The sequence below is a fragment of the Helicobacter baculiformis genome, assembly GCF_900197685.1.
GTDB classification, from domain to species: Bacteria; Campylobacterota; Campylobacteria; order Campylobacterales; family Helicobacteraceae; genus Helicobacter; species Helicobacter baculiformis.
The window spans coordinates 1-26,689 of the sequence record NZ_FZMF01000013.1 but is presented as its reverse complement, the minus strand read 5'-3'; the positions used below and the strand labels follow the sequence as shown (position 1 = coordinate 26,689).

The window sequence follows — 26,689 nt, the reverse complement described above, 5'->3', positions numbered from 1 at the left end:
GGATACAACATGGCAAAAGTAATTGGCATCGACTTAGGAACAACTAACTCCGCAATGGCAGTTTATGAAGGCAATGAGGCAAAGATTATTGCCAACAAAGAGGGTAAAAACACTACTCCCTCTGTCGTGGCTTTCACAGATAAGGGCGAGATTTTAGTGGGCGAGAGTGCTAAGCGCCAAGCTATCACTAACCCAGAAAAAACCATCTACTCCATCAAACGCATTATGGGCTTGATGAGCAATGAGGACAAAGCTCAAGAAGCAAAAAAACGCTTACCCTATAAAATTGTGGATCGCAATGGCGCGTGTGCGATTGAAATTGCGGGCAAGGTTTATACCCCTCAAGAGATTTCGGCTAAGATTTTGATGAAGCTTAAAGAAGATGCGCAGAGTTACTTGGGCGAAGAAGTAACCGAAGCTGTGATCACCGTACCTGCTTACTTCAACGATAGTCAACGCAAAGCGACTAAAGAGGCGGGCACAATTGCAGGATTAAATGTTTTGCGCATCATCAATGAGCCCACTTCAGCCGCACTTGCCTATGGCTTGGATAAAAAAGAATCTGAAAAAATTATGGTCTATGACTTGGGTGGAGGAACTTTCGATGTAACCGTGCTCGAAACCGGGGACAATGTGGTAGAAGTGCTTGCCACCGGTGGTGATGCCTTCTTGGGTGGAGATGACTTTGATAACCGCATCATTGATTATATCGCTAAGGAATTTGAAAGTGAAAGCGGGATCGATATTAAAAAGGACATCATGGCTTTGCAGCGCTTGAAAGAAGCCAGTGAAAACGCCAAGAAAGAATTGAGTTCAGCCAACGAAACGGAAATCAATTTGCCTTTCATCACTGCCGATGCCAGTGGTCCTAAGCACTTGGTTAAAAAGCTCAGTCGTGCTAAATTTGAAAGTCTCATTGAAGACCTCATTGAAGACACCATTGCTAAAATTGATAGCGTGATCGAGGATGCGGGGCTTAGTCGAAGCGATATTGCTGAGGTGGTACTCGTGGGGGGCTCTACACGCATCCCCAAGGTACAAGAGCGCGTGAAGACATTCATCAATAAGGACCTAAACAAATCTGTTAACCCTGATGAGGTGGTGGCAGTAGGCGCAAGTATTCAGGCAGGCGTTTTAAAAGGTGATGTGAAAGATGTTTTGCTCTTGGATGTAATTCCTTTGAGCTTGGGTATCGAAACTTTAGGGGGTGTGATGACAAAGGTTATCGAAAAGGGCACTACAATTCCTGCCAAAAAAGCCCAAGTTTTCTCCACAGCAGAAGATAACCAACCTGCAGTTTCTATTTTGGTTTTGCAAGGTGAGCGTGAATTTGCAAAAGACAACAAATCTCTAGGGAAATTCGATCTAACCGGTATTGCCCCTGCACCGCGCGGTGTGCCCCAAATTGAAGTTACCTTTGATATCGATGCGAATGGCATTTTAACCGTATCTGCCAAAGACAAAAATACGGGCAAATCTCAGGAGATTAAAATCTCCGGCTCTAGCGGTTTGAGTGATAGTGAGATTGAAAAAATGGTTAAAGATGCCGAGTTGCACAAAGAAGAAGATGCACGCCGCAAGGCTGTAGTAGAGGCTAAAAATCAAGCCGAAAGCCTGGCTCACCAAACTAAAAAAAGCTTGGAAGAGCATAAGGCGAACTTGGAGGCTAGTGAGGTAGAAAAAATTCAGACTGCACTCAATGAACTGGAAGCAACACTTAAAGATGAAAGCGCCACTAAGGATATGTTGGAGGGTAAAATGAAGCGCCTTGCCGAAGTGTCTGGTAAACTCACCGAAGCGATGATGCAAAAGGATCAGAATGCGCAAGCGTCTAAGAAAAAAGAGGACGATGTGATCGATGCAGAAGTAGAGTAAACAGGTGGAACTAAAACACTTGGGGGCTTTTGTGAGTCAGAATCTTCAGACTTCCTTAGTCTTCCCCAATCTTGACGAGGGGGTTCACCCGCTTAATTGCGGAACGCATTATGTCAAAATTTCCTCCAGTGGTTGTATAGAGTGGCTTATTGATGCCACTTGCGACCATATGGGTGGCTCTCTCTGCGGGGGGGGGGGGCACTTCACTGCCCTAAACATGGTTGGTGTTTAGACTTAAAGACCCTCACTTACGCTAATGGTGCGATAAAAACCCCTTTAGACCCCGCGACTTACTCTCTCAAAGGCAAGATTCTCACCCTCACAAAAGCACGGCACTTGTTAAACCCCTACCGCCCCTCAAAAAAAGGGAGTTTTACTTTCCGTTATCTCAACCATGCCTGTTTATATTTTGAAAGTGCGGGACTTAAGATTATCACCGATCCATGGTTATTAGGTTCAGCGTTTCTTACCGGCTGGTGGCATGCTACTCCTAGTTCTCAAGAGGCTTTAGAATGTCTGCAAAGATCAGATGTGATCTACATTTCGCACAACCACCCCGATCACCTCAGTCCAGAAACTCTATCATTGGTTTCCAAAGATAAACTTTTTATATGCGCCAACTTTGCTTCTAAGAGCACAGAAAAAGCCTTGAAAAGTTTAGGCTTTACACGCGTCATTACACTGGATTTTGCACAGATCTATGCCCTTCACGATCATGCTTTTTGTGCTGTTTTTAAATCAGGCGATTTTAGGGACGACAGCGGTCTTTATTTGTGCTTGGAAGGGCATGAAATTCTACTTACGGTGGATAGTAATTTTTTAAATCGGCATGTATTGCCCCGTGAACTCACTTTACTGTGTAGCGCCTTTTCCAGTGGAGCAAGCGGCTTTCCATTATGTTTTGATAATTATAGTTTAGAAGAAAAACGCGCTATCTGCGCGCGTAACAAAGCTCATATGAAATCCCAAGTTAAACAAACATTAGAGATTTGCAAACCCCAATTTTATATGCCTTACGCGGGCATGTTTACAGAGGGTGCGCTCAGGGATTTAGAAATTAAACGAGAGAATCCCAAAAACACTCCAAAGGACTACCAAAAATTATGCATGAACTTAGGCGTAGGATATCTTGCGCCTAGGCAAGATCGCATTTTGCATTTGAGTGCACGGGGCTTACAAGTTAATTCCACCCCCCACACTCCCCTAACCCCTAGCGATCCTGAGGTTTACATCGCACACTACAAAAAAACTTATATCTATGATGCACAAAAGCTCATCGCCTATTTGCAAAATTCTAACTATGTCGATAAACAGATTGTTACATTTATACCTACTAATGACAATTTCAGCGCGGTTGTAGCCCCCAGGGTGGAAGCCAATTTTGCATGCCAAACCTTCCGTGTGCTAGACCCTCAAGAGGAAGTTGTGAGGTTCCAAGAAAATTTTAGAGTTATGGTGCTCAAGATACGCGCAGAAATTTTAGCCTGTGTGGTAGAAAACCATTTACCTTTTGAAGACTTTTCTATTGGTTTTCATTGTCGCATTTGGCGCAATCCAAACACTTATGAAAGTGCATTTTGGTTTCATTTTACCAATGTTTACGCCAACACACATCCCATTTAGCCATACTGGCAAAAGGCTTACTGCCCGCACTCCAAAGTTCACACGCTTAAAAAATTGAATGGAGTGTGTCAGCTATAGTACTTCACTCCACCCTTAAAAACTTCCATGTGGAAATTGCCTGGGACATTTCGATAAAGTAGAGGTTTGAAGCGCTCAGAGTGTCCCATCTTGCCAAACACTCTACCACAGGGCGAAGTGATTCCCTCAATTCCACAAAGCGAACCATTAGGATTACCCTCTATCTCTAAACTTGGCGCGCCCTCTGAATTAACATAACGGGTGGCGATTTGATCGTTTTGAGCAAGTTGCTCTAGCATTTCCAAAGGCGCAAAGAAGCGCCCTTCACCATGTGAGATAGGCACAGCATAGATTTCCCCTTGTTGGGTGCAAGAGAGCCAAGGAGAGCGATTAGAAACCACTTGCGTGTAGGCAATCTTGCTTTGATGGCGTAAAAGCGAATTGTGTAGTAAAGTAGGGTGGTTAGGCTGGACAGGAGTGATACTCCCAAAGGGCAGAAGTCCAAGTTTTAGTAGGGCCTGAAAGCCATTACAGATTCCCCCAATGAGTCCATCTTGCTGATCTAGCAATCTAGCGATACTCTCGCGCAGATAGGGGTTAGAAAAGAAAGCTTTGATCATCTTGCCTGCACCATCAGGCTCATCGCCTCCTGAAAAACCCCCGGGCAAAAAGAGAATCTGAGTTTTGTTGAGGGCTTGTTGCATGCGCGTGATGGAGTGGGCGAGGTGTTTTGGAGTTAGGTTGGAAACGATTAGTGTCTGCACCTGTGCTCCCACTTGTTCAAAAGCTCTTTGGGTGTCGTGCTCGCAATTCGTGCCCGGGAAGACGGGCACAAGTACGCGGGGCTTGGCAATTTTAGGGCATGCACGCGCAATCTTATACTGTGTCTTGGCAGAGGGAAGAGGACAATTTTTAGGGGCATCGGCTTTTGTGGGGTAGAGACTCTCTAGGAGGTGTTCTGACATGTTTAGTAAGCTCGTTAACTCTAAAGACTGCATGCCTCTTTGAATCCACGGGCGTGCGCTGGTCTGCCCTAACTTGATGCCTTGATCTAGCTCTTGGGTGCTTTCTAACACAAAGCCACCATAATTAGGCGCGAAGAGCAATTCTAGAGAGATATTTTCCTCAAGTTCTACGCCAATCATGTTACCTGAAGACATTTTCAGCAATGCCTCAGCAACCCCCTTACGCGCAAGTGCATAAGCAGAGAGCACAATTTTTTGGGTGATCAAAGAGTGTAGATAAGCAAAGAGAGATTCCAGTTGGTCGGGAAGTCCATAGGAGTCTAGAGGAGGCTGAATCAAGTAAAGAAAATGTCCGGGAGCTTTTAACTCTGGAGAAATGAGATGGGTGGCTTCTTGAGCACAAAAGGCAAAGCATACGAAACTAGGAGGCACATTTAAGTTTTCAAAACTGCCGCTCATCGAATCCTTGCCCCCGATGCAGGCAATACCTAATCTTTTTTGGGCGAGAAACGCGCCAAGCAACACACCTAAGGGTTTGCCCCATTTATACACATCTGCACCTAAACTTTCGAAGTATTCTTGAAAACTCAAGTAGATTTCTTCAAATTTAACCCCACAAGCCACCAACTTACATACCGCTTCTATCACGGCTAAATACCCCCCCTTAGTTGTATCCAATTCACATGTGTAGGGGTCAAATCCAAAGGCGAGTAGCGAGCAAGTGGAGGTCTCTTCAAAGGGAATCAAATGCGCCATCGTTTGAATAGGCGTAGTCTGGTACTTGCCGCCTAAGGGCATAAAGATCGTATTGCTCCCAATGGTAGAGTCGAATGTTTCTATAAGCCCTCTTTGAGAACAAGTATTTAAATCTGAGGCAAGGGCTTTTAGACTAGGTAAAAAGTCATAACAAATCTTGCTAGGAGTAGGGGGGGTACTAATGCATGCTTTGGCAGTTCTAGGTGCGCCATTGCTTTGTAATAAAGCTACCGGGATACTTGCAACTAAGCGATCATGAAAAAACATTTCCAGTTTTTGACTCTGTGTAATGGTGGCTATGGGAACACTCAAGACATTTTCACTCTCACATAGGGTTTGAAAAGCCTCTAGGTCTTTAGAATCAATGAGCATTGCCATGCGCTCTTGAGATTCGCTCAAGGCAAGATCAAAAGGGGTTAGTCCTGTATATTTAGTGGGCATGCGATCTAAATAAATTTCCACTCCGCTTGTTGCCATTTCAGGAATCGCGACACTCACTCCCCCCGCTCCCAAATCATTACAGCGTTTGATCAGTTTAGAAAAATTGGGATTGTGTATGAGGCGTTGGAGCTTACGTTCCTCTGTAGCATTACCCTTTTGGACCTGTGCACCGCACAGTTCCAAGGATTGGCTATCATGGGATAGAGACGATCCGCTCGCTCCCCCACAGCCATCTCTGCCCGTCCTGCCCCCTATGAGTACGATGAGATCACCCACTTGTGGCACTAGACTTTTGACATGCTCCCTAGCAGCAATGCCTAGCACTGCACCCAGCTCTAAATGCTTTGCCTTGTAGCCCTCATGATAGACTTCGCTCACAATCCCAGTAGCGATACCAATCTGATTGCCATAGGAGCTAAAACCATGCGTCGCGCTGGTAGCGATTTTTCTTTGAGGGAGTTTGCCTTTTTTGGTCTCTTGAATAGGCTCTAAAGGGTTAGCACATCCTGAGATTCTTAATCCTGCATAGACAAACCCGCGTGCGGATAGAGGATCGCGAATCGCTCCACCAATACAAGTAGAGGCCCCTCCAAAGGGTTCAATCTCAGTAGGGTGATTGTGAGTTTCGTTTTTGAAAAATAAAAAATAAGGCTTATTACCTTCTTTTGTTTTTACTTCTATGGCTAGAGTGCAAGCATTGTTTTCCTCACTTTGAACTAAGGAGGGCAGTTTGTGGTGCTTTTTCAGCCATTTAACCATTAGCGTAGAGAGATCCATGAGTGTAATAGGCTTGTGGTGGTTGAGTTCTTGGCGCATTTGCAAATACTGCGCGAAAATCTCTTGGGCTAAGGGATCTTTGATATCTGCTTGAATCTCTGTTAAAAAGGTACTATGGCGGCAGTGATCCGACCAGTAGGTGTCTAAAATCTTGAGCTCTAGGAGATTGAGATGGGGGAGTTGTGTCTGAATTAGTTTTAAATCTTCTGGACTCAAAGAGAGTTGGTGTTTAGTAATTAGGGATTTAAAATCCTTAATTTGGGCAAAATCCCACAAATCTAATGCTAAAGGAGGATCAAAATGCGTCTGGCTAGACTTAAGGGGCAGAGAAATCGCATGGTTTTCTAGGGGATTTGTTAGATAAGAGAGTACGCGTCCCACCTCTTCTTGGTTGAGTTTTCCATAGAGTTTATAGATGTTGGCATGTTCTACAAGGGGTGGGGGTGTGTTGGGGTCCAACATTTGCAAACACTGCATAGCTGCGTGACTTCTTGGATCAAATTGCCCTTTAAGTGTTTGGATCGCAAAGTGGGCATCACAATCTGTGAGGTCAAGCACTTCTAAGAGCACTTCAGTTTGGGGCTCATAAAGGATCGCTTGGGCATGTTTAACATCCACCGCTCCCTGCAAGAGATAGGCATTAATCAGGGTGATTTTCTTTAAATGGGGCAGATTCAAAATATCTTGCAATTCTACACAAAGATGTTGCGCTAAAAAGTCAAAGCCTTCTTTTTTTTGGGTATAGAGAATCATATTTGAGCGATGTCCCGGCGATAATAACCATTGGCTAGACTAACTTGAGCGATACGCTCATAACTTAGCTCTCTTGCCTCTTCAAGAGTGGGTGCGCTAGAAGTGATACTAAGCACTCGCCCACTGGAATTAACTAACTTGCCCTGATCATGCTTGACCCCTGCAAAACAAATTTCAAGATCGGAGGGGTAACTAATAGGATTGCCCGTTTCAAAGTGTTGTGGGTAACCTTGAGAGGCAAGTACGACACAACAAGAAGCCAGCGTACTAAAACATACCTCTTGACTTGCTAACTGTTTTTTGGAGCAGGCTTGCATGATTTCCAACAAATCGTTTTGAAGCAAGGGCAAGAGGGTTTGGGCTTCTGGGTCGCCAAAGCGGCAATTGTACTCTAGCACCTTAACACCTTTAGCACTGAGAATCAAACCAAAATACAAACACCCCCTAAAATCTAAATTTTCCTCGCGCATACCCTTGAGAGTGGGCAAGAAAATGTTTTCTTGGCACTCTTGTGCGATTTTTTCATTGAAATAGGGATTAGGAGCAATACAGCCCATCCCGCCTGTGTTTAGACCCTGATTGCCCTCTAAGGCTTTTTTGTAATCCATCGCCGGAGGCATGATCTTTAGATTTAATCCATCACAGAAGGCAAGCACAGAGACCTCTTTACCCTCTAAAAACTCTTCAATGAGTACTCTTGTCCCACTCTCTCCAAAAATTTTATCCTCCATCATTTCTTTGAGCGCATCCATGCCCTCTTGCAAATTCCTAGCGATGACCACCCCTTTACCAAAAGCTAAACCATCGGCTTTGATTACACAGGGGAAGGAAGTTTGTTTTAAAAATGTTTGGGCTTGTTGCAAGTTTTCAAAGGCATGGTAGGAAGCTGTGGGGATTTGGTGTCTTTGCATGAATTCTTTAGCAAAGATTTTACTGCCCTCTAGTCTCGCTCCACATTTTCTAGGTCCAAAGCACGCAAAGCCCGCTTCTTCCAGACAATCCACCAGCCCCTCCACCAAAGGATTATCTGGTGAGACAATGATAAAATCTAGTTTTTGTTGCTTGGCGAAGTTTAAAATACCTTCTGTGTCGCTCGTACTTAAATTAACACAGGTTGCTTCAGTAGCCATGCCTGCATTGCCCGGGACCATAAAGATATGACGATCCGGAGATTTGATCTTCTTAAGAATAGCGTGTTCTCTGCCTCCGCCTCCAATAATGGCAATTTTCATGTGTTCTCCTAATGATGGAATAAACGCGTATGTGTGAAAGCCATGACTAAACCTTTAGCATCACAAGCTTCAATCACGCCTTTATCTTGCTTGCTGCCCCCGCTCTGAGCGATGTAGCGCACCCCGCTTTGATAAGCCCGTAAAATACTATCGCTAAAAGGGAAGAAAGCATCGCTTCCTAAACTCACGCCCTCAATATGGTTCAAATAGTCTTGTTTTTCCTCTTGACTCAAGATTTCTGGAGACTTGGTAAAACATGCCAAATCCTCAGAAGAAAGTCCATGCGTAAGGTAGGCGTAAATAAGATTGTCTTTAGTGGGGCGTTTAAGATGAGGAATAAAGGGCAGGTCCAAAACTTTAGGATGGATTCTTAAATGCCACAAATCGGCTTTATCAGCTGCAATCTTAGTGCAGTGGATACGTGATTGTTGCCCCGCCCCCACACCGATAGCCTGCCCCTGATAGGTTAGGCAAATGGAATTAGATTGGGTGTATTTGAGTGTAATGAGGGAGAGGAGCAAATCATCTTGTGCTTCTTTGGGGAGGTTTTGGTTGCGTGTTACAATATCTGCAAGAAGATGGGGAGTGATTTTTAGATGGTTGCGTTCTTGCTCTAGAGTGATTCCAAAGACTTCGCGCTTTTCTAAAAGCGGAGGGATGTAATTTTTATCTATTTGGAAAATGACATACGCTCCTTGCTTTTTTTTCTTGAGCATTTCTAGGGCTTTTGGCTCAAATTCTGGGGCGATAATCCCATCAGAAACCTCTTGTGCAAGCACTTGCGCACAGGTAATATCACAAGGGTCGCTCAATGCGACAAAATCCCCAAAGGAGCTTAGACGATCAGCTCCACGCGCGCGCGCGTAAGCGGTGGCAATGGGAGAGTTATTAAGATGAGGGATATGCTCTAAAAAGTAGCTCTTCAAACGCACTTCTTCTAAAGGTTTAGCTAAGGCTGCAGAGGTTGGACTAGCATGTTTAAAAGAAGTGGCACATGGGAGATTAGTGGCTTCTTGGAGCTCTTGGACAAGTTGGCAGGCGTTGAGCGCATCCAAGAAATTGATATAGCTAGGCGCACCATTAAGCACTTGGATAGGCGATGTCTCGCAGGAAATTTTAGCGTGGGCTTGGTGGGGGTTACATCCGTATTTGAGCGAAAGGCTAGGCATGACATTCCTTGTTGAAGATAAGAGTTTGAACTTCGTGGGTGAGCCAATGCAAGGACTGGACACACAGGGCAACTTTATATTCTGCATCTAAGCCTTCCCACACGAGCATTCCTAGTTCTTGTAAACTTGAGGGCATTAAAATACTTTTAGGCTCGCCGTTAAAAGAGGGTAAGGGGTGAGCGTCATGGGCGTAGGTATGGATAAAATGCCCCACACCTTGCAGATTTTCATATTCATAAAAATAGCGCGCACAGGCGGTATGTTTTACACCATGCAATGCCTTGATGAGACTCATTTGGTAACTAAAGCCCTGTGCATGCAAATTGACAAGCGCACTGATCCTAGGAGTAAAGTGAGGCGCGTCTGGCTCGAACTTTTGTGTCCTTAGGGCTTGTATAAAACTTTGTTGTGCCCCTAGAGATTGTAAAATGGTGTTGGTTTGGCTACCATTGCTAATAATGATTTGAGAATTACAATGCACAAGGGGAGGATAGAGAATTAAGGAATCGTCTTCTACTAATTCCGGTTGCAAAAAGGCAATTTGAACATTATTGCCCTCAAGAGTAAAGTAGCGATTTTGACTCTGCATACTCCTTCCCATCAGAAAATAGCCCAAGAAAACATGTGGACTATCGGGAGCAGTACCTACAAGAATACCCCGCCCAAAATAGCGCTGGGTCTGTAAGACCTGTGTAAGACTTAACATAAAGACACCCCCTCACCTTCTAGTACCTGCCCCATCAAATAAGCAACTACGCCTTGTTCTTGTAGAAAGGCAATTGCTTCTTGAGCATGCGCATTAGACACCACACAAACCATGCCAATCCCCATATTAAATACTCCAAACATCTCTTTTTCTGAAATATTTCCCTCTCGTGCCAAAAAGTCAAAAATGCTCAGGTTGGGTAGACAATCGCGCTCGATTTGTGCTTTGAGTCCCTTAGGCAAGGCGCGTGGGATATTTTCATAAAAGCCCCCACCGGTGATATGGGCGATGGATTTGACAGGGAATTGATTGAGCAGTTTTAAAATGGGCTTGACATAAATTTGGGTGGGTGCGAGTAAAAGCTCCCCAAGAGATCTGCCCTCTAAGGTATAGGCGGTCGGGTCTATATGGCGATCATTTAGAATTTTACGCACCAAAGAGAAGCCATTAGAATGCACACCGCTAGAGGCTAGCCCAATGAGCGCATCGCCCATGCACACATTTTCAGGTTTGAGAATTTTGGGCGCATCTACAATACCCACACAAAAACCCGCTAGGTCGTATTCATCTTGAGCATAGAGACCAGGCATTTCAGCAGTCTCCCCCCCCAATAGCTCACAGCCTGCCAGTATGCATCCTTGTGCGATCCCCTTAACAATGCTTTCCACTTTGTCAGGGTGATTTTTATCCAGTGCAAGGTAATCTAAGAAAAACAAGGGCTTAGCCCCCGAACATAAAATGTCATTGACACACATCGCCACGCAGTCGATTCCAATACTTTCGTGATGATTGAGCATAAATGCTAGTTTAAGCTTCGTGCCTACACCATCAGCTCCACTTACCAAAACGGGGCGCTCCATGTCCTTGACATCTAGATCAAAAAGCCCGCCAAACCCGCCAATACTATTTAAAGCCTGTATTTTTGTACGCGCGATATGCTTTTTAATGCGTTGCACGGATTCGTAGCCGGCAGACACATCAACCCCAGCGTTTTTGTAAGATTGCATGCATTTCCTTAAATATGAGTAGGGGCTCTGAGCCTAATTTGTTCTTGGGGTGTAGAAGTGGGGTATTTGCCTGAAAAACACGCTGTGCAACACCCCAAACCTTCTAGCATGAACTCAATGCCCTCCAAGGGCAGATAAGCTAAAGAATCGAGTCCTAAAAGTTGCGTGATTTCCTCAAGGTTATGTTGGTGGGCGATAAGGTGCTCTTGAGAATCAATATCCGTACCATAAAAGCAAGGATTGAGAAAAGGAGGGGAAGAGATGCGCATATGAATCTCTTTGACCCCTACATGGCGTAAAAGCTGGGCGATGCGCCTAGTTGTGTTGCCCCGCACAATGGAATCATCAACCAGCACAATCCTTTTACCTTGAATATTAGGGATAATAGGGTTAAGCTTGAGGCGCAACTTCTCTGCCCTTTCCTGCTCAGGAGCAATAAAAGTGCGCATGACATAGCGATTTTTAATGAAACCTAAAGTGTAAGGAATACTAGAAGCTTTAGAATAACCCAAAGCCGCATCCAGTCCTGAATCAGGAACACCCACCACAACATCCGCATCAACGGGATAAGTTTTAGCTAGATACTCCCCAGCTCTCAGGCGCGCCACATGTACACTTCTGCCCTCTAGCATGGAATCCCCTCTAGCAAAATAAATGTACTCAAAAGAACAAATCTTGCGAGGAACTTCTTGAGCGATCCGCATAGAGTGCACACCCTCTGAAGAAAAACTCACCATTTCACCCGGCTCAATATCTCTTGTAAGGCTGGCTCCTAACGCATCCAAAGCGCAACTCTCTGAAGCTACAATGTCCACTCCTTGCGTTGTTTTGCCAAAACACAGGGGGCGAAAGCCAAACCCATCACGCAAAGCAATGAGCTTAGAAGGGGTCATAATTACCAAAGAATACGCCCCCTGTAAACTAGGGGTGGCTGCCAAAATCGCCTCTTCTAGACTAATGCTATGTAGTCTGTGCTTGGCAATAAGATAGGCAATCACCTCTGTATCACTAGAAGTATGGAAGATGTAACCTTGTAACTCAAGCGCACGACGCAATTCCAAAGAATTGACCAAATTCCCATTGTGAGCAATCGCTAAGGGCTCTTTAATATGATTGATCACAATGGGCTGGGCATTGGTGCGGTTATTTTCTCCGGTAGTGCAATAGCGCACATGTCCAATACAAATCTCCCCCTGCCCCAAGCGATCCAAAATCTGAGCGTCAAAGACCTCATTAACCAAGCCTGTGTTCTTATAGTAAGTGAAATGACCCTCAGCACAAATAGCAATCCCGCAACTCTCCTGCCCCCTATGTTGTAACGCACACAAAGCATTATAGGCTAAGGGTGCGAGCTTAGAGCTTTTTGATGCAAACGCCCCAAAGACTCCGCATTCCTCTTTGATTTTCTGCACCGCTTACCTTTAAGAGTGAGACATTTTTTCTAAAACCATCTCATAAGCTTCACACACCCCGCCCAAATCTTCCCTAAAGCGATCTTTATCTAATTTTTGATGTGTCCGAGTGTCCCAAAGACGACAAGTATCAGGCGACACCTCATCGCCCAAAACGATATTTCCCTCGCCATCCTTGCCAAACTCTAGCTTAAAATCAACAAGCATGATCCCTAAGTTTTTAAAATATGCTTGCAAAAGAGTATTGATTTTCAGAGCTAGAGATTTTAAACTCTCTAGCTCCTCCTGACTAGCTAAACCTAGAACCAAAGCATGAACATCATTGATCAATGGATCGCCTAAAGAGTCATTTTTATAGCAAAACTCTACAATTGTGGGCTCAAAGGGCGTGCCCTCTTTGATTCCCAATCTCTTAGCTAAAGATCCCGCACATATATTGCGCACGATCACCTCCAAAGCAAACATATCTAGCCTCTTTACTAGAGTTTGGGTTGGACTGAGCTCTTGGATAAAATGAGTAGCGATCCCTTGCTTCTGGAGATATTGCATTAAAGAGTTGCTGATGCGATTATTTAAACTTCCCTTGCCGCTTAAAGTGGCCTTCTTAGCACCATTAAATGCAGTGGCTTCGTCTTTATAATCCACAATGTAGCATTGAAGATCTGAAGTGGCATAGACCTTTTTAGCTTTACCCTCATAAAGCAGAGTTGTAGCAGTCATAAATGGCTTTCCTTATATGTGAGATAAATTTCTTGATCTGCCTTGAGAATCTTTTCTTCTTGTTCTTGGCGCTTGCAGGTAAGCTTATTTTGTAGAGAGGGCTCATTAATAGCCAAGATTTCTAAAGCTAGCAGAGCAGCGTTTTCTGAGGCATTGATCCCTACACACGCTACGGGGATACCACTAGGCATTTGTACACTAGAGAGCAAGGAATCGACACCTTTTAGATCGCTGGTAAGCATGGGAATGGCAATTACGGGCAAGGTGGTGAGTGAAGCCACCACACCGGCCAAGTGAGCAGATTTACCCGCAGCCGCAATCACAATTCCAAAGCCATGCGCGTGTGCCTGTGAAGCGAATTTTTTAAGTGCCTCAGGTGTGCGATGGGCAGAGAGAATATGAGCCTCAAAAGGCACATGGAAATCTTGTAAAATCTCAATAGCTTTTTGGACAATGGGTAAATCGCTTTTACTCCCCATGATTACAGCGACTTTTTTCATCTTTAACCTTTATTTGATTATGGTAACTTGCTTTGATAGACCTATTGTATCAGATTAGCCCCTAAAATAGCCTAAAGATGCGTCTTTACCCTTATCCTAAATTGCGATTCACAGGTCAATATTGGGACAAATGCCAAGACATTTAAAATCTTAAGCTAAAATACATTAGAATAACAGCTTATTTTTTTGCAAAGGAAGCCCAATGTTAGAGGGACAAGTAAGGGGAAATTTATCTAAATCCCAAAGAAAGGCGTTACGCCAACAAGGCTATTTACTCGCTAATCTCTATGGTAACCAAGTGCCTAATGTCTATGCCAGCTTTAAAACGAATGATTTCGTCCGTTTTGTCAAAAATAAACCCAGTTTGGATTTTAAAGTCAAAGTGGGTGAAATTGCCTACCATGTCGTGGTGCAAAGCTATCAAAAAGACCCTGTGAGCAATGCGCTCATGCATGTAGATTTGCTTGTGCTGAAAGCAGGTGTGGTTTCTAAATTCCATGTGCCCGTAAAAACGCATGGTACACCTATAGGACTCAAAAATAAGGGGATATTGATGCTTTCTAAAAGTCGTGTGCATGTGGAGTGCAAACCGGAGGACTTAATCTCCAATTTTGAACTTGATGTGTCTGCTTTAGATGTAGGTGATGTGATTTTGGTACGCGATTTAAAAGTGTCCGAATCTGTAAAAATTCTAGAAAACCCTAATAACGCCGTTGTGGGGGTTATCAAGGCAAAATAGCCCTTGAGACTGATTTTAGGTTTAGGCAATCCCACACCTCTTTATGCCCACACACGCCATAATGTGGGCTTTGATGTGCTCGATTTATTAGCGGACAAATTTGGCGTAAGCTTTAAGAGGGCTAGCAATCATCATTATGCTTTCATAGCGCAATACTCCTGTTATCTGCTAAAACCCAACACATACATGAACACATCTGGAGAAGCGTTAAGTGCTTTTTTGCGCTACCACCATGTGCGCACCTTAGTGGTGGTACATGATGATTTAGATTTACCTTTAGGAGCGTTGCGATTTAAGCAAAAGGGAGGTGATGGAGGGCATAATGGACTTAAATCTATTCAAGCACACTATTCCCATGCATTTTATAAGGTTAAAATAGGGATTGGCAAGGGCACGGATACTCACGCGCATGTTTTAGGACATTTCGAATCCCATGAAGAACCCTTGAAGCGAGAGGTGTTTGAGCATACCCTAGAAGCCCTATGCTTTTATCTCATGCATGATGATTTTACGCGTATGCAAGCGCGTTTTACACGCAACCCTCACAAATCCAGCCCATGCGACTTTGGTTCTTTGTAGGTTCTTACTATCTCAAATATTGCCTGATTATCTTAAGCGCATTGGAGCTCTTTTTTATTGGCATTGATAGCCTGCAATATGCCGATAAATTCCCTGATGCGGCAAACTTGATTCTGCTTTTCTTTATCTATGATGGACTCTATGCGCTCAATTACACTTTACCTATCTCGTTACTCTTGGGACTTGTGCTTTTTTATATTGCCTTTATCCGTTCAAATCAATACAGCGCTTTGCTCGCTATTGGCTATTCAATCAAGCAAATTTTAAAACCTATGTTGGGGATCAATCTGTTTTTTATTATCCTATTCATAGCACTCAACGCAACCCCTTTTGTCTACATGCAAGAAAAGGCAGAAGCCATTATTTACAAGGACAATTCAAGTAATATTTCTGAAAATTTATTAGTTAAATACAATGATGATTATGTGTATTTTGGAAAAATCAACCCCTTGCTTCAAAGCGCACAAAATATTAAAATTTTTACACTCAAGAATAACGAACTAAGTGCGGTCGCTCAAGCTAGTCATGCCACTTTTGAGCGCAAGTATTGGGTTTTACACAACGCCACAACTGCCACTTTGCCCACACCTTTAAGTTTAGGAAAACAGGGCTTGCGCTTAGAAAATAATGCCCTTCTCAAAACCCTTAGAGGGTTTCACCCTAAAGTACTTGACACTATTTACCAAAACAAACCTGCCGTTTCTATTACAGACGCGTTGCGCTCTTTACGCGTGCTTTATCGCCAACATGGTGATACAAATAAAGTCCGTGGATTTTTGTATGTCGCGATACTAATGCCCTTTTTTGTGCCTTTAACTGCTATTTTGATTGCACGCTACACTCCTAACCTTGCACGTTATGAGAATCTTGCCCTCTTGAGTCTGAAATTCATCATCCTTTCACTCCTTCTTTGGGGACTCTTTTTCGCGCTAGGCAAATTTAGCATTGCTGGTTTATTTTACCCTGAACTTGGAGTCGCGCTCCCCTTTGCACTTCTGTGTGTAATTGCCCTGCGCCACTACCACAAGCTAGACATGCGTCTCTAACAATCTAAATCCGTTTACTATTGTTTCATGCCTAAAAGAGTTTCGATCATGCGATCGATGGCTGTAATAACTTTAGCATTGGCAGCATAGCCTCCTTGGTACTTGATAAGATTAACCATTTCCTCATCATTGCTCACTCCCGAGATTGCCTCATGTTCTTTTTTTACCACTTCTAAAATCGCCTCTTTGCTTTCTGTGGCGCGTTGAGATTTTTCTGCCTCTGTGTGCACCTTACTTGCTACGAATTGGTAGTATTCTTCGATAGTCATCGGTGTGTTGTTAAATTTATCGTGATAGAAATCTACCTTATCGTATTGTAATTGTTGCATCATATTTGCCACATCAAAATTTCCATTAATAGGGGCTAACCAGGGGCGTAATGCAGTGGGTTCTTTTTTATAAGTGCTGTTAAGCGCAATGTTGCGCGCGCTATCCCCATCAAAAAAGGTATTGAGTCCTAGTGCTCCGGTAAAATTACTCCCGTGATCCTTGATGGAGACGAAAAGCCCCTGAGAAGGGTTCTTAGCATGGATGCTAAACTTTTTTGCTCTATTATCAAAATGAGCACTAAAATAATCATCAAAATCATTTGTAGTATTATTGTCGTGATTGTCATCGGTATTCGCGTTGATTTGAGCAACCACATCTTGCATGGTGGTAATGGGGGTAATTTGGATTGTTCGTTTGGCAAGGATATGCCCATCGGTATTATAAGCGACCACATCAAAGCTCCCCTCTTTGATATTATAGTTAGTGTCCTTGAGCGCGGTGCGATCTTCAAATTCTACAATCTTGCCCTCAATGCTATGGGCGGCACTTTGGGCATAGATCGCGTTGGTGGATTCGATCAAACCTTTAGCAAAGGTGTCTAGCGCGTCCAAATAGTTTTGCAATTTGCCCTTAGTGGTGCCATGCGATCCATCATTATAGACCCCCATGAGCGCGCCCACCTTGCCTTGATCGATCTTATCGGTGATATTAATTGTCTTAAAATCATCGCCTCTAAAATAGATTTGGGCGAGTTGGTCCTTATTGTCGCTATTTTCTACCACAAGGGGGTGAAAGATCGCCCCATCGATGATATTAAATCCATAGCCCACATTGAAGACATAACCATCATCAAAGTCCGCCACCTTGATGTCGTTAGCCGCATTGGTTTGCACATGCATTTTAGACACATTCCCCCCGATAAGTTCTTTGAGATGAAATTCTAGGGCATCGCGTTTATCTCTGAGCTCATTAGCCTGCTTGAGGGTTTTGGGATCTTCCATCTCCTTAAGATGCCTGTTGATATTGGCGATCTCTGCGCCGATGCGATTGACCTCTTTCACAGAACTGATAAGCTCTTGGCTTGCCTTGTGCTGCAAGGCCACTAGGCGCGCGCGCGTGTCTTGGATATTGCGCGTGAGGGTCTGGGTTTTTTGTACTAGAGCTTGCTTGGTAGCGGGGTCTTTGGCGTTCTTAGCTAAATCCTTCCACGCGTTGAAATAATTTTGCAAATCATTTTGAATCCCCACCTCTTCCATATCTGGAAGATACGAAGAGGCTTCGCGCAAATTGTCAAACTGGGTGCTATAAAAGGCGTGTTCTTGGTTGGCTCTAGCATAGCGCGCAAAGACAAATTCGTCATGCACGCGTTGGATCGTCTCTACATTCACCCCCATATTCACATTGCGATCAGTATAGGCGAGGCTAGTTTGAGGGCGGGCGATCACGCGCTGGCGGCTGTAAAATTCGTCATTGGCGTTAGAAATATTATTGCCTGTAACATCCACCATCACCTGATGGGCTTGCAAGCCCGTATAGGAAGTGTTAAGAGAAGAGAGGATACCGCCCATGTGAATCCTTTAGGCTTGCACCTGTAAAAAGCTGCTGCTCACGGTGCGCTGGTTGTAATACCCCACACTCTCATGGGGGACGAGTTGCTGCATCAAAGAGGAATAAAACTCTGAAACAGCGAAGACGATACGCGCATAACTGGCATTGAGCTCCTTAAGTTCCTCTAGGCGCGCGCGCATTTGTTTTAAGCAGGCATTGCCCGTAGCGTCCAAAAGTTCACTGAGAGGCTTTCCGGGGTTTTTCTCAATAAGATCGAGCATACCCTGATCAAAACATGCCTTACAAGTCTCAAAAGATTTTACCCGTTCTTGTTTTTGGATGTTGCGCGCAAAGATCACCTCATGCTTGGCGTGCTTGATGTCTTCAAGGTCTTGCAAAGTCAAGTCAATTAAAGTTTGTAAATCCTCTAGGGACTGCTGGAGGTAAGAAGAGAGCATGCGATCTCCTAAAGTGCGATCTCATACCGACCGCCTAGGAATCGCTAGAGTGTCAGTATCGCCCTAGCCAAGCAAACTTTGTGCCATTTTATGCGAGGTTTTCTCTAGGTCTACCTTATAATCGCCTGCTTCAAGCGACTTTTTGATTTGGGCGACTTTATCTGTAGCAGCCGCTTGCTCAGCGTGGGACTGCTTAGCACTCTCATGGGAAGCACGCGCGCCATGCACATGAGAAAGAGAGTTAAACGAGGTGTGGCTACCTACAGACTTAACCATGGGGGTATCCTTTCAAGAGAATTTTCTACCACATCGACCAAATTAACAAAAACTAGAGTCATTGCAACATGCGTCTTTCCAATGCTTTACGCAACTCGGTAGCGGTTGCAGGGCGCTTCTTTTCTCCTGTGTCTTGAAAACTGGTGTCTGGAGTTTTAAAAGCATAGATGAATAAGGAAAACAGTGCCCCGCAAAAGACTAAAAAGGTGATAGTAGGCACAAGCCATAATCCAAGAGTGAAGTTTTTCATGCACTCTCCTTATTATTTTTTATAAGCTATTATAGACTATAATCGGCACTTTCATGGTCATGAGATATAAAGGAGAGTGAGAGTGCGGTTAATTTGGACATGGTTAGCATGCGTCGCGTGCGGTTTTGGCGCAGTTGGGGAGCGTTTGATGTGGGAAAAGGGGGCGACGCTACTAGGCTTTTTGGATAAAAATAAGATCGATTCTAAAGTTTATTACAATCTATCATGGCAAGATAAAGAGCTAGGGACGGAAATTCGCGCGGGAGTGCCTTATTACACCTTGAGGGACGCGCAGGGTACGCTCTTGCAAGCCTTAATCCCCGTAGGCGAAGCGGTGCAGTTACGCTTGTTTAGAGATCACGATCACTACCGCATAGATTTTATTCCTATCGTCTTTAGTAGCGTACAGAAGACCTTAAACTTAAGGATACAAAAATCACCCTATAAAGATATTTTAAAAACTACAGGAAACTCGAGACTTGCCCAAGAGTTTGTAGATATCTATAAAAAGACTATTGATTTTAAGCGTGCTGTGGTTAAGGGAGATCAGCTGGTTGTGATTTATACTAGAAAACACCGCTTGGATCGCCCCTTTGGTTTTCCCACTATCCATGCGAGTATGCTGGAAACCCGTAGAAAACCCCATTATGCGTTTGCGTATAAGGGGAAATATTACGATACGGATGGCAAAGAGATTATGGAATTTTTTCTAGAAACTCCCGTGCGCTACTCTAGAATCTCTTCCAAATTTTCTCATGGGCGCATGCATCCTATTTTGAGAGAAGTCCGCCCACATTATGGTGTGGATTACGCGGCTAGGGTTGGCACTGCCGTGCATGCTGCAACAGAAGGACGCGTTAGTTTCATTGGTTATAAGGGCGGTTATGGCAGAACAATTGAAGTTAAATACGGCAAAGAATTACGCCTGCTATACGCTCACCTTAGTGCTTTTGCCCCCGGCTTGAAATTGCATAGTCATGTTAAAAGGGGACAAACAATAGGCAGAGTCGGGAGCACGGGTTTGAGTACGGGTCCACATTTACACTTTGGAGTGTATAAAAACGATCGCCCCATCGATCCACTAGGGCGTATTCGTACCGCCAAAAATCAACTGAGTGGCAAAGACAAGGAACGTTTTAGTCATCTGATCCGTCCTTATAAAAACATTATTAGGGATACGCGCTCCTTTGAGTACGCGCAACAAGAAACCCTCAAGATCACTTACTGATGGTGCGTTATTCTAGCATTCGGATTGTAGAGTGTGAACGCTCACCCTATATCCAGCCTCAAACTATTCTTTATGAAGAAGATGGGATAGCCAAGCGTTGGGATATGATCAAGGTGCATGACAGTGTAGCAGTGTTACTCTACCATACGGAAGCGCAACACTATATAGTGGTGAAACAATTTAGACCCGCTGTCTATGTGAACGCATGTCTGCATAGAGGAGAAAACATCGATGGCTACATGTATGAATTGTGCGCAGGACTCGTAGACAAGCCCCATAAAAGTGTGGAGGAGATCGCTTGCGAAGAGGTTTTAGAAGAATGCGGTTACGCCATCACACCCAGCATGCTAGAACCCATCGGCGTTTTTCATTCAGCCACTGGGATCAGTGGGAGCAAACAGAGTATGTTTTTTGCCTGTGTCAATCAAGCCCACCAGCGCCATGCGGGCGGGGGGGTAGAGGGTGAGTGTATCGAAGTGGTGCGTATCCCACGCAAGGATGCTTGCAGTTTTGTGGCAGATACGCGTATTCCTAAAACTATAGGGTTAGGGTATGCGCTCAATTGGAGCGTAGAGAGAATTAAGGGCGAACATGCTTAGACATCTATGGCTTATGATCTGTGTGGTGGCTACGCTTTGGACACAGGAATGGAGCGCACCGCTTAAGATTAGTATTGATGCTGTAGATAGCACTAACAAACTTGTACGCTTTCAAGCCTACGACTTAAAAGTAGGAGAGAGTGGGTATATTTTAGCTAAACTCACCGATTACAATGTGATCGCCGCACAGGTAGAGGTGTTGCAAATAGAAAATGGGGTAGCAGTGGGCAGGTATACGCCCTATAGTGTGATGAAACAGCGCCACCTTCCTACGCCTAGAATGGAGCCCAAAAAAGGTTATTTAGCCATCTTTAGAGAGTTCAATCACCAAGCCTTTTTGATCGCTCCGGACGCACAATTATATACACAAATTAAAGACGCTTACAAAGAAATCGAATTTGTTAACTCGGATCTCCTAGTTGCTTTTTTGAGCGGTTTTAATCCTAGTGTCCACTCTCTAAGGAAGGCATGCGACCTTTACAGCGCAGGATTGCTTTTTATCGTGAGTACGGAACGCTTAAATATCCTAGATTGCCAAAGCTTCGCCGTCTTGGAGAGCAAACATTTGGACACTTCTACAGCTACACGTAGTAGCACCCCCTTTTACTCGCGTGTGGAGGGTATTGACAAAGGCACGCTAGGGAGATTATTCGGCGGAAGCAAAGTAAAAAATTATTTTTTGTTCTATGATACCTTACTCAAAGAAGAAGCACAAAAAACCTTAGAAAGGGCGCTTAAAAAAGAGAATCGAATCGAATTTAAAGAAGATATTAAACGGGCAAAGACTGCTGCTGAAAAGAAAGCTCTCAAGAAAAAGCTTAAAGAAGAACTCAAGGCAGATCAGGCGCTTGTGCCTAAAGAATCCGCACAAGAATTACAAGAGGAGAGAAAGCTAGATGCCTCCAGTCAAGCGAAGAAGGCGATAGAAGCCCAAGAGAGCAGGGCAGAGCGTAAGGCGCGAATCAAAGCTGAAAAAGAGGCAGAGCGCGCTAGAAAAAAGGCGGCTAAAGAAGCTAAAAAACGCGCCAAAGAGGAGACAAAGCGCAAGAAGAAAGAGGAAAACAAACCCCAACACAAGGAGTGAGCATGCTAGAAACCCGCCATGCCCAGCATTTAAGCCAGCTTGTGGGTGTGCAGAATTTCTACACAGACCCCGCCCATTTACAAGCCTATGCCTATGACGCGACCAAAGAACGCCACATGCCCGATGGGGTGATCTTCCCTAGAGATGAAGAAGATGTGCGCCAAATTCTAGCCTATTGCAACGCGCACCAAATTATTATCGTGCCTCGCGGGGCGGGTACGGGTTTTACGGGAGGGGCTTTGAGCGCGCATGGGGGGTTGGTCCTAAGCCTAGAAAAGCATTTTGATCGCATTTTAGAGATCGACACAAAAAATCTCATCGCGCGCGTCCAGCCCGGGGTGATCAACAAACATTTTCAAAACGCCGTGGAGGCGTTGGGCTTGTTCTACCCCCCCGATCCAGCCAGTCAAGATCAAAGCACTTTGGGGGGGAATGTGAGCGAAAACGCCGGGGGCATGCGCGCGGCTAAATATGGCATCACTAAAGATTATGTGATGGCACTGCGCGCGGTCTTGCCCAATGGAGATGTGATTAGAGCGGGCAAAAAGACGATCAAAGATGTCGCCGGCTTCAATGTGGCCGGGATTTTGATCGCCTCTGAGGGCTGTTTAGCGGTCATTACAGAACTCACTTTAAAACTCTTAGCCAAACCCAAGCTCAAGCAATCGGCGATGGGAGTGTTTGGCAGCATTGGCGAAGCGATGGAGGCGGTGTATAAGAGCATGGCTAGTGGGGTTACCCCTGTGGCAATGGAGTTTTTAGACAATCTGAGCATTAGGGCGGTTGAGCAACGCTTTGCTAAGGGCTTGCCCATGGACGCGGGCGCGATCCTCATCACCCAAGTAGATGGGAGCGTGCCTGAGCAAATCAGCTGGCAGCTAGATCAAATTGAAAAGCATTTTAAAGAAAATGGGTGTATAGACTTTCGCATTGCCCAAAATAGCCAACAAGAAGAAGATCTGTGGTTTGCGCGCCGCAACGCCTCCCAAAGCATTAGTGTCTATGGCAAGAAAAAGCTCAATGAAGATGTGACCGTGCCTAGAGCCAGCCTGCCCGCCTTGCTAGAAGAAGTAGCCAAGATCAGTCAAGAATACGGGCTTACCATCCCTTGTTTTGGGCATACTGGCGATGGGAATGTGCATGTGAATGTGATGGTGCAAGACCCTAACGACCCCTCTGAAATGCAAAGAGGGCAGGAGGCAATGGAGGCGATCTTTAAGAGCGCGATCGCCCTAGAGGGCACACTTAGCGGAGAGCATGGCATTGGTTTGTCCAAAGCGCGCTTCATGCCCCTAGCTTTTAGCCCTGAAGAGATGGCGTTGTTCAAACGCATTAAAGCCGCCTTTGATCCTAATAACATTCTCAACCCCTTTAAAATGGGCTTGTGATGTGCGTGGGTTTTTTAAAAACCCCCAAAACTTTCCCCATCCCTTACTTGCGCTTGCAAACCAGCCAAAAAGGGCTGTGCGCTGTGGATTTTGTAACCCATAAAGGGCAATCCAATACACCCAATCTTTGGATGCAACAGAGTTTAGAGGCGCTAGAAAATTATTTTAAGGGCGATTTGGTGCGCTTTGAAATCCCCTTGGATATAGGCGGTTCACCCTTTCAAAAACAGGTTTGGCATGCCCTGCAGGCTATCCCTTACGCACAAGTGCGCAGTTACAAAGACATCGCCCAAGCTATTGGCAATCCTAAAGCCTACCGCGCGCTGGGCAATGCCAACCATGCCAACCCCTGTCCCCTTGTCATCCCCTGTCATCGCGTGGTGCGCGCTAATGGCGATCTTGGGGGCTATGGGGGTGGGGAGGAGATCAAGGCATGGCTTTTAAACCATGAGCGTTGCTCATGCCAAACTTAGAGGACTCAATTCATACAGAAGAAAAATTTAAAACAACGGCGCGTCCATGCTTTCTGGAATCTGTAAGCCTAGCAATTTGAGCACGCTAGCAGCGACATTATTCAGCCCGCCGCCTTTAAGGTGGGTAACCCCCTGCCCTAGCACAAAGCAATAGACTTCATGGGTGGTGTGGTTAGTGAGCATCGCCTCATTTTCATCGCGCATTTGTTCGCAATTGCCATGATCGCTGGTCAAAAGCATGGCGTAATGGAGTTCTTGGGCGAGTTGCAAGATCGCGCCCAATTGCGCATCGATCGTTTCTACCGCGCGCACCGCCGCCTCAAAATTACCCGTATGCCCCACCATGTCCCCATTGGCAAAGTTGACGATGATGAGATCCGTGCCCTTGCGCATGCATGCGCGCACCGCCTCCCCCACTTCTAACGCGCTCATTTCAGGGCGCAGATCATAGGTGGTTACTTTGGGGCTGGGGACTAAAATGCGCTCCTCGCCCACAAAGGGGGCTTCTAACCCCCCATTGATAAAGAAACTCACATGGGCGTATTTCTCCGTTTCGGCGATGTGGGCTTGGCTCAATCCAGCCTCTGAAACCACCTTGGCTAAGGTGGTTTTAACCTCTTCTTTGGGGAAGAGCACCGGGTAATTAAAAGCCGCGCTATAAGCGGTCATGGTGGCAATCAGCAATTCTGGCGCGCCCGCACCGCACTCTGAGAGCCCCTCAAAGGGGTCTAAGTCCCCGCCTAAAACTTGCACAATCTGGCGCACCCGATCGCTGCGAAAATTGATCACAATCAAGCCCTCGCCATCAAACATGCCCGCATACGCCCCAAAACTGGCCGGCTCAATAAATTCATCCATAATGCCCCGGGCATGCATGTGCGCGATATAGGCTTCAGGGCTTAGATCGCTCTTGTTCTTGGCATGCGCGATGCTCTCATAGGCTTTTAGAGTGCGCTCAAAGCGCTTGTCGCGATCCATCGCATAGAAACGCCCTGAGAGTGTGGCGATGTGGATGCGCTCATTGCAAATACCCCCTACTAAGGCCAAATACTCTAGCGCGCTGGTGGGCAGGACATCGCGCCCATCGCTCACCAAGTGCAACCACACTTGTTTGCCCATGCGCTCTAAGAGCAATGCCATGCCCATTAAGTGGTTGATGTGAGAGTGCACCCCCCCATCACTCATCAAACCTAACACATGCACTACGCTGGCATGTTCTGCCACACTTTGAAACGCGGGATTGTCCTCAATGAGTTCTTGTTCAAACGCTTTAGAAATCCGGACCAAATCCTGATCGAGCACGCGCCCCGCTCCAATGCACATATGCCCCACTTCAGAATTGCCCATCTGCCCCTCTGGCAAGCCCACACTCAGACCATGTGTCTTCAATAAGCTATGGGGCAAATTGGCAAACATCCAATCGTAAGCGGGTTTTTTAGCATGGTAAAAGGCATTGGCATGAGAAGAAGGATTATGCCCAATGCCATCGGTGATAATGAGTAAAGTCTTTTGCATTTAGAACACCGGGGCTTCTTGCATTAAAAAGATGGAATTATCCTCTTTGTGCTTCTTGTGTGTAGCCTGTGAATTTGGTTGATGTTCATGCTCTACTTTAGGCTTTTGTGTATGGACAGGAGGTTTCTTGTGCTGTGCTTTTGGGGGGGTATGGTGTCTTCTAGAAATGGGCTTAGGCTTAGGCTTAGGGCGGATTTCTAGAGGGCGAATCTCACTCTGAGCATAGGTGATGGACTCTTTAGGGGGTCTTTTCTCATCGACACTTTGCTGTAAGGTGGGCATGACACTTTGAAGTACCTTAATCTTAGCCACAATATCTTCATAATATTCATTAGCACCTTGGTTAAGATAGTCATTCTTCTGCCAGCGCAAGCCCTTGTGGTAAGACTTGATCATATTCTTCAAATCCCCTTTGTGGGTGCGTCGCCAGCTTATCAGGGTGTCCAACGCCACCTTAGAAGCGAAAGCCTTATCTCGGATGAGCAAATCCCCATAGACATTCTGCATAAAACGCGTGTCGCGCTCATTGTAGAGTTTGAGTACGCTAGGGATGTAGGCATGGTAAATGCCCGCGCTTGGATCGCCAAAATTCACCCGATACATCCCCGCACAGGATTCTTTCCATGCGATGGCAGCTAGTGCATAACCCAAATCCTGCTTAAAGCCATAGCGATAGGCGTAGACAATGATCCGCTTTTGTTGATCGTTGAATTTGAGCGGATCGTTGCATTCGGCTAGATTTGCTTTTTCTGCGCCAAGTGCGCCAACTGCCCCTAGCACGCCCGCCACTACAGCCCGCCACAACCCTCCACGCGCTTTTTCCATGCCCAAACCTCATCAAATATTTTTTACCTAAGGCTTATTATGATACTATAGCTCGTCTTAAGAATTCTATTAAGCCCACCCCTAGGAGCGTGTTTGAGCCAAGCGGTACTCATTGAGATTTTGACCGAAGAAATGCCCGCTAGTGCGCTGTTGCAAGAATTGCCCCACATGTTGGATAAATGGGATCGTCTTGTCGCCCAGCACGATTTAAAAGCGGTGTTTGAACTTTTCTACACCCCTACGCGTCTTGTACTCTACACGCCCCATTTTCCCACCCACACGCCTGCTAAAACATGCGCCCATTTTGGACCGCCCCTAGAGATTGGCACAAAAGAGGGAGCGCTCAATGCGATTGGGGAGAAATTCTATACCAAATTAGGGCTTCCCCCCCTGCTAGCCACCACCACCAAGAATCACAAGCAAGTACTCTATGCCACCACCACCACCCCCCCCATTC

Annotated in this window: 25 protein-coding genes; 11 read left to right on the top strand and 14 right to left on the bottom strand. The window is 45.4% G+C overall.

From position 1 onward, the window contains the following. Positions 1 to 9: 9 nt before the first annotated feature. Together dnaK and C6G87_RS02455 are read left to right on the top strand one after the other, a co-directional pair. Positions 10 to 1,875: a molecular chaperone DnaK gene (gene dnaK / locus C6G87_RS02460; RefSeq protein WP_104751961.1), complete on the top strand. Its 1,866-nt coding sequence runs from the start codon at positions 10 to 12 to the stop codon at positions 1,873 to 1,875. Between the two features lie 159 nt (positions 1,876 to 2,034). Continuing rightward, a complete protein-coding gene (locus C6G87_RS02455; RefSeq protein ID WP_233708968.1) occupies positions 2,035 to 3,498 on the top strand; it encodes an MBL fold metallo-hydrolase in 1,464 nt (487 codons plus the stop codon). Between the two features lie 68 nt (positions 3,499 to 3,566). Here C6G87_RS02455 and C6G87_RS02450 read toward each other — a convergent pair whose 3' ends face one another. From C6G87_RS02450 to purE, 8 genes are read right to left on the bottom strand one after another with little or no spacing between them, the layout of a single operon-like run. Further along, positions 3,567 to 7,208: a phosphoribosylformylglycinamidine synthase gene (locus C6G87_RS02450; RefSeq protein WP_104751960.1), complete on the bottom strand. Its 3,642-nt coding sequence runs from the start codon at positions 7,206 to 7,208 to the stop codon at positions 3,567 to 3,569. Further along, positions 7,205 to 8,440, bottom strand: coding sequence for a phosphoribosylamine--glycine ligase (gene purD, locus C6G87_RS02445; RefSeq protein ID WP_104751959.1), 1,236 nt, complete (start codon positions 8,438 to 8,440; stop codon positions 7,205 to 7,207). The genes C6G87_RS02450 and purD overlap by 4 nt, the downstream gene beginning before the upstream one ends. 8 nt (positions 8,441 to 8,448) lie before the next feature. Next, complete coding sequence (locus C6G87_RS02440; RefSeq protein WP_104751958.1) at positions 8,449 to 9,609, bottom strand: phosphoribosylaminoimidazolecarboxamide formyltransferase; 1,161 nt, start codon at positions 9,607 to 9,609, stop codon at positions 8,449 to 8,451. Beyond that, positions 9,602 to 10,315, bottom strand: a complete 714-nt coding sequence (locus C6G87_RS02435) for an IMP cyclohydrolase (RefSeq protein ID WP_104751957.1) — start codon at positions 10,313 to 10,315, stop codon at positions 9,602 to 9,604. Before C6G87_RS02435 ends, C6G87_RS02440 begins: the two co-directional genes overlap by 8 nt. Beyond that, positions 10,309 to 11,322, bottom strand: coding sequence for a phosphoribosylformylglycinamidine cyclo-ligase (purM, locus tag C6G87_RS02430; protein WP_104751956.1), 1,014 nt, complete (start codon positions 11,320 to 11,322; stop codon positions 10,309 to 10,311). The genes C6G87_RS02435 and purM overlap by 7 nt, the downstream gene beginning before the upstream one ends. An 8-nt stretch (positions 11,323 to 11,330) precedes the next feature. Next, entirely contained in the window at positions 11,331 to 12,734 is a 1,404-nt protein-coding gene (gene purF / locus C6G87_RS02425; RefSeq protein ID WP_104751955.1) for an amidophosphoribosyltransferase, read from the bottom strand. A gap of 9 nt (positions 12,735 to 12,743) precedes the next feature. After that, positions 12,744 to 13,454: a phosphoribosylaminoimidazolesuccinocarboxamide synthase gene (purC, locus tag C6G87_RS02420; protein WP_104751954.1), complete on the bottom strand. Its 711-nt coding sequence runs from the start codon at positions 13,452 to 13,454 to the stop codon at positions 12,744 to 12,746. Next, positions 13,451 to 13,954: a 5-(carboxyamino)imidazole ribonucleotide mutase gene (purE, locus tag C6G87_RS02415; protein ID WP_104751953.1), complete on the bottom strand. Its 504-nt coding sequence runs from the start codon at positions 13,952 to 13,954 to the stop codon at positions 13,451 to 13,453. The genes purC and purE overlap by 4 nt, the downstream gene beginning before the upstream one ends. Before the next feature lie 202 nt (positions 13,955 to 14,156). Here purE and C6G87_RS02410 point away from each other — a divergent pair, with 202 nt between their 5' ends. Genes C6G87_RS02410 through C6G87_RS02400 form a run of 3 tightly spaced genes read left to right on the top strand, consistent with a single transcriptional unit; the run spans position 14,157 to position 16,318 of the window. Next, positions 14,157 to 14,693, top strand: a complete 537-nt coding sequence (locus C6G87_RS02410) for a 50S ribosomal protein L25/general stress protein Ctc (protein ID WP_104751952.1) — start codon at positions 14,157 to 14,159, stop codon at positions 14,691 to 14,693. A gap of 3 nt (positions 14,694 to 14,696) precedes the next feature. After that, a complete protein-coding gene (pth, locus tag C6G87_RS02405; protein WP_104751951.1) occupies positions 14,697 to 15,272 on the top strand; it encodes an aminoacyl-tRNA hydrolase in 576 nt (191 codons plus the stop codon). Next, positions 15,251 to 16,318 carry an LptF/LptG family permease gene (locus tag C6G87_RS02400; protein ID WP_104751950.1) on the top strand — a complete coding sequence of 356 codons (1,068 nt, stop codon included), beginning with the start codon at positions 15,251 to 15,253 and terminating at the stop codon, positions 16,316 to 16,318. The genes pth and C6G87_RS02400 overlap by 22 nt, the downstream gene beginning before the upstream one ends. 17 nt (positions 16,319 to 16,335) lie before the next feature. Here the strand turns inward: C6G87_RS02400 and flgK are convergent, their stop codons facing one another. From flgK to C6G87_RS02380, 4 genes are all read right to left on the bottom strand, one after another. Then, on the bottom strand, positions 16,336 to 18,156 hold the full coding sequence (gene flgK / locus C6G87_RS02395; RefSeq protein WP_104751949.1) for a flagellar hook-associated protein FlgK: 1,821 nt from the start codon (positions 18,154 to 18,156) through the stop codon (positions 16,336 to 16,338). A 9-nt stretch (positions 18,157 to 18,165) separates the two neighbouring features. Then, positions 18,166 to 18,594, bottom strand: coding sequence for a hypothetical protein (locus C6G87_RS02390; RefSeq protein ID WP_104751948.1), 429 nt, complete (start codon positions 18,592 to 18,594; stop codon positions 18,166 to 18,168). 63 nt (positions 18,595 to 18,657) lie between these two features. Next, positions 18,658 to 18,870 carry a flagellar biosynthesis anti-sigma factor FlgM gene (locus C6G87_RS08950; protein WP_104751947.1) on the bottom strand — a complete coding sequence of 71 codons (213 nt, stop codon included), beginning with the start codon at positions 18,868 to 18,870 and terminating at the stop codon, positions 18,658 to 18,660. A 58-nt stretch (positions 18,871 to 18,928) separates the two neighbouring features. Next, a complete protein-coding gene (locus tag C6G87_RS02380) occupies positions 18,929 to 19,120 on the bottom strand; it encodes a hypothetical protein (RefSeq protein WP_104751946.1) in 192 nt (63 codons plus the stop codon). Positions 19,121 to 19,202: 82 nt separating this feature from the next. Here C6G87_RS02380 and C6G87_RS02375 point away from each other — a divergent pair, with 82 nt between their 5' ends. From C6G87_RS02375 to C6G87_RS02355, 5 genes are read left to right on the top strand one after another with little or no spacing between them, the layout of a single operon-like run. Then, positions 19,203 to 20,348, top strand: a complete 1,146-nt coding sequence (locus C6G87_RS02375; protein ID WP_233708967.1) for a peptidoglycan DD-metalloendopeptidase family protein — start codon at positions 19,203 to 19,205, stop codon at positions 20,346 to 20,348. After that, positions 20,348 to 20,947, top strand: coding sequence for an NUDIX hydrolase (locus C6G87_RS02370; protein ID WP_104751945.1), 600 nt, complete (start codon positions 20,348 to 20,350; stop codon positions 20,945 to 20,947). Before C6G87_RS02375 ends, C6G87_RS02370 begins: the two co-directional genes overlap by 1 nt. Further along, a complete protein-coding gene (locus tag C6G87_RS02365) occupies positions 20,940 to 22,031 on the top strand; it encodes a plasminogen-binding N-terminal domain-containing protein (protein WP_104751944.1) in 1,092 nt (363 codons plus the stop codon). Before C6G87_RS02370 ends, C6G87_RS02365 begins: the two co-directional genes overlap by 8 nt. 2 nt (positions 22,032 to 22,033) lie before the next feature. Then, positions 22,034 to 23,419, top strand: coding sequence for a glycolate oxidase subunit GlcD (gene glcD / locus C6G87_RS02360; protein WP_104751943.1), 1,386 nt, complete (start codon positions 22,034 to 22,036; stop codon positions 23,417 to 23,419). Further along, positions 23,419 to 23,892, top strand: coding sequence for a methylated-DNA--[protein]-cysteine S-methyltransferase (locus C6G87_RS02355; RefSeq protein WP_104751942.1), 474 nt, complete (start codon positions 23,419 to 23,421; stop codon positions 23,890 to 23,892). Before glcD ends, C6G87_RS02355 begins: the two co-directional genes overlap by 1 nt. 27 nt (positions 23,893 to 23,919) lie before the next feature. On the opposite strand, the gene gpmI is transcribed toward C6G87_RS02355, so the two are convergent. Both gpmI and C6G87_RS02345 read right to left on the bottom strand, forming a co-directional pair. Continuing rightward, positions 23,920 to 25,407, bottom strand: a complete 1,488-nt coding sequence (gene gpmI, locus C6G87_RS02350; protein ID WP_104751941.1) for a 2,3-bisphosphoglycerate-independent phosphoglycerate mutase — start codon at positions 25,405 to 25,407, stop codon at positions 23,920 to 23,922. Then, positions 25,408 to 26,232: a hypothetical protein gene (locus C6G87_RS02345; RefSeq protein ID WP_104751940.1), complete on the bottom strand. Its 825-nt coding sequence runs from the start codon at positions 26,230 to 26,232 to the stop codon at positions 25,408 to 25,410. It abuts the gene before it with no gap. A gap of 93 nt (positions 26,233 to 26,325) precedes the next feature. Between C6G87_RS02345 and C6G87_RS02340 the strand changes: the two genes are divergently transcribed. Then, the coding region (locus tag C6G87_RS02340) for a glycine--tRNA ligase subunit beta (RefSeq protein ID WP_158653073.1) at positions 26,326 to 26,689 on the top strand (364 nt) is incomplete at its 3' end.

What these genes read in the sequence shown, in the direction of transcription:
- purM (WP_104751956.1), bottom strand. Translation starts at nt 11,322, where the DNA reads ATGCAATCTTACAAAAACGCTGGGGTTGATGTGTCTGCCGGCTACGAA.
- flgK (WP_104751949.1), bottom strand. Translation starts at nt 18,156, where the DNA reads ATGGGCGGTATCCTCTCTTCTCTTAACACTTCCTATACGGGCTTGCAA.
- dnaK (WP_104751961.1), top strand. Translation starts at nt 10, where the DNA reads ATGGCAAAAGTAATTGGCATCGACTTAGGAACAACTAACTCCGCAATG.
- C6G87_RS02370 (WP_104751945.1), top strand. Translation starts at nt 20,348, where the DNA reads ATGGTGCGTTATTCTAGCATTCGGATTGTAGAGTGTGAACGCTCACCC.
- gpmI (WP_104751941.1), bottom strand. Translation starts at nt 25,407, where the DNA reads ATGCAAAAGACTTTACTCATTATCACCGATGGCATTGGGCATAATCCT.
- C6G87_RS02450 (WP_104751960.1), bottom strand. Translation starts at nt 7,208, where the DNA reads ATGATTCTCTATACCCAAAAAAAAGAAGGCTTTGACTTTTTAGCGCAA.
- purC (WP_104751954.1), bottom strand. Translation starts at nt 13,454, where the DNA reads ATGACTGCTACAACTCTGCTTTATGAGGGTAAAGCTAAAAAGGTCTAT.
- C6G87_RS02410 (WP_104751952.1), top strand. Translation starts at nt 14,157, where the DNA reads ATGTTAGAGGGACAAGTAAGGGGAAATTTATCTAAATCCCAAAGAAAG.
- purE (WP_104751953.1), bottom strand. Translation starts at nt 13,954, where the DNA reads ATGAAAAAAGTCGCTGTAATCATGGGGAGTAAAAGCGATTTACCCATT.
- glcD (WP_104751943.1), top strand. Translation starts at nt 22,034, where the DNA reads ATGCTAGAAACCCGCCATGCCCAGCATTTAAGCCAGCTTGTGGGTGTG.
- C6G87_RS02380 (WP_104751946.1), bottom strand. Translation starts at nt 19,120, where the DNA reads ATGAAAAACTTCACTCTTGGATTATGGCTTGTGCCTACTATCACCTTT.
- C6G87_RS02355 (WP_104751942.1), top strand. Translation starts at nt 23,419, where the DNA reads ATGTGCGTGGGTTTTTTAAAAACCCCCAAAACTTTCCCCATCCCTTAC.
- C6G87_RS02365 (WP_104751944.1), top strand. Translation starts at nt 20,940, where the DNA reads ATGCTTAGACATCTATGGCTTATGATCTGTGTGGTGGCTACGCTTTGG.
- C6G87_RS08950 (WP_104751947.1), bottom strand. Translation starts at nt 18,870, where the DNA reads ATGGTTAAGTCTGTAGGTAGCCACACCTCGTTTAACTCTCTTTCTCAT.
- C6G87_RS02440 (WP_104751958.1), bottom strand. Translation starts at nt 9,609, where the DNA reads ATGCCTAGCCTTTCGCTCAAATACGGATGTAACCCCCACCAAGCCCAC.
- C6G87_RS02400 (WP_104751950.1), top strand. Translation starts at nt 15,251, where the DNA reads ATGCGACTTTGGTTCTTTGTAGGTTCTTACTATCTCAAATATTGCCTG.
- C6G87_RS02390 (WP_104751948.1), bottom strand. Translation starts at nt 18,594, where the DNA reads ATGCTCTCTTCTTACCTCCAGCAGTCCCTAGAGGATTTACAAACTTTA.
- C6G87_RS02345 (WP_104751940.1), bottom strand. Translation starts at nt 26,232, where the DNA reads ATGGAAAAAGCGCGTGGAGGGTTGTGGCGGGCTGTAGTGGCGGGCGTG.
- purD (WP_104751959.1), bottom strand. Translation starts at nt 8,440, where the DNA reads ATGAAAATTGCCATTATTGGAGGCGGAGGCAGAGAACACGCTATTCTT.
- C6G87_RS02435 (WP_104751957.1), bottom strand. Translation starts at nt 10,315, where the DNA reads ATGTTAAGTCTTACACAGGTCTTACAGACCCAGCGCTATTTTGGGCGG.